This window comes from Rhodococcus sp. EPR-147, from assembly GCF_001647185.1.
Taxonomy (GTDB): domain Bacteria; phylum Actinomycetota; class Actinomycetes; order Mycobacteriales; family Mycobacteriaceae; genus Rhodococcoides.
Genome location: NZ_LVCU01000364.1, coordinates 1 through 1,896, shown reverse-complemented (window position 1 = coordinate 1,896; position 1,896 = coordinate 1). Strand labels below are relative to the sequence as shown.

Annotated in this window: 2 protein-coding genes; one reads left to right on the top strand and one right to left on the bottom strand. The window is 67.9% G+C overall.

Features of this window, described 5'->3' with window-relative positions; all coding sequences use genetic code 11:
- Positions 1–703, top strand: a 703-nt coding sequence (locus A2J02_RS16460) for a tRNA (adenosine(37)-N6)-threonylcarbamoyltransferase complex transferase subunit TsaD (RefSeq protein ID WP_068051286.1), incomplete at its 5' end; no start/stop codon positions are given.
- On the opposite strand, the gene A2J02_RS16455 is transcribed toward A2J02_RS16460, so the two are convergent.
- A partial coding sequence (locus A2J02_RS16455) for an Hsp70 family protein (RefSeq protein ID WP_231911471.1) occupies positions 688–1,896 on the bottom strand: 1,209 nt, incomplete at its 5' end. The two genes, A2J02_RS16460 and A2J02_RS16455, sit on opposite strands and share 16 nt — an antisense overlap.

Here is a 1,896-nt window from a genome sequence, read left to right as displayed (position 1 = left end):
CCCTCTCGGTGGCCACGTCGCGGTCGATACTCTCGAGCACGGCCCGATGCCGTCGTGCGTGGCGCTGTTGGTGTCCGGAGGTCACACTCATCTGCTGCACGTCGACGATCTGTCCCGGCCGATCGCCGAGCTCGGGACCACGGTCGACGACGCAGCGGGGGAGGCCTTCGACAAGGTTGCGCGGCTCCTCGGATTGGGATATCCGGGTGGCCCGGCGCTCGATGATGCTGCGCGCGACGGTGACCCGGCTGCGATCGCATTTCCCCGAGGCATGACCGGCCCACGCGATGCCCGTTACGATTTCTCCTTCTCCGGGGTCAAGACGGCCGTCGCTCGATTCGTCGAGGCCAGGCAACGTGCGGGAGATCCGATTCCTGTCGCAGACATCGCGGCGTCCTTCCAGGAATCCGTCGCCGATGTCCTGACGATGAAGGCCGTTCGCGCGGCAACCGACGTCGATGTCGACACGATCGTGCTGGGTGGGGGTGCCACCGCCAACTCTCGCATTCGTTCGCTGATCGAAAGTCGTTGTGCAGAGCAGGGTTTGACGCTGAGAATTCCGAAACCCCGACTGTGTACCGACAACGGCGTGATGATCGCCGCACTGGGTGCCCACCTCGTTGCGGGCGGAGCCGAGCCTTCGGCGTTGACCGCTGTGACCGACCCCGGCCTCTCGGTCGCGACCAGTCAGGTGCCCGGCTGAGCGTCCTGCGTTGCGACGGTGGTCTCGGACGATTGCGGAGCCGACGGCTCGGCTGCCGACAGTGGATCGGTCGGGGATCCGGACGCCGCGGGAGCTGCGACCGGCGGCGACCATACCGTCGGTGGTGCCGTCAGTTCCGGGGTGGGTTCCGAACCGCTGACATCGGGGGTCGGCACGGTGATCGACTCGGTCGGCACCGGAGTGAACTCGGGTGTGACCTCGGTAGTGGGCTCGGGCGTCGGGCCGGGAACGATCTCGGTCGTATCGCTCGGGTCCGAGGACTCGATCGGTTCGGAGGGTCGAACCGGAGTCGTGGTGACCGAGGTCGGTGGCTCGATCGGGATCCCGGTGGTGGCATCGGGGGACGCAGGGTTCGTGGTGGGGTCGATCGGCCAGTCGATCCGCGGGAGGTCCGGTGCGGGACGCAGTGTCGGGGTACTGGTCGGCGGAGCGGTCGTGGTGAACCGCGCCGACGATCCGGTGGCGTCGACCGAGGTCTCCGTGGGGTCGGATCGATCCCCGGGGGTGCGTCCGGCTGTCGTCTGATCCTCGTCGGGGGAGTACCCCCCGGTGGCCGGCGTACCGGTATCGCTGGATTCGGTCGCGGATCGCGCGGTACTTCCGGCCGGAGAGACGCTGGCATCGTCGGCAGGCGTCATCGTCTGCACGCCGTAGGCGAGAACGAGACCACCTGCGACGACGGCGGCCGCGATCGCACCGGAGTATCGGCTCATCCGGGTCGCGGTGTTGCGCGTGGCCGAGACGAGTTGGTAGCCGCCGCCGTCGGCAGACGCGGCGACGGAGGCAGCGCCGACGGCAAGAACGGCGTCGGGCTCGGACATTCGAACGACCGGGGCGTGGAACATGTCGGTGAGCGTGGCGGCGAGCAGGGGGATGTGCGCCCCTCCACCGATCAGCACGATGACCTCGGGTTCGTGAGTGCTCTCGTCGAACACTCCTCGTACGAACTCGGCGGCGGTGCCGAAGATCGGGGTCGCGGCGGTGTCGAATGCGTCCCGGGTGACCGTCAGCGGGATTCCGCTGTAACGCGCGATGCTGACTTCGTCCGAGTGGGACAGCTGTTCCTTGACCGATCGGTACCGCGCGGACCCGATTCCGCGGTCGTCGCGGATGTCGTCCCGAAGGTTGTCACGGGTCATGTCCTGCACGAGGTTCCTGACGAGCACGTTGAG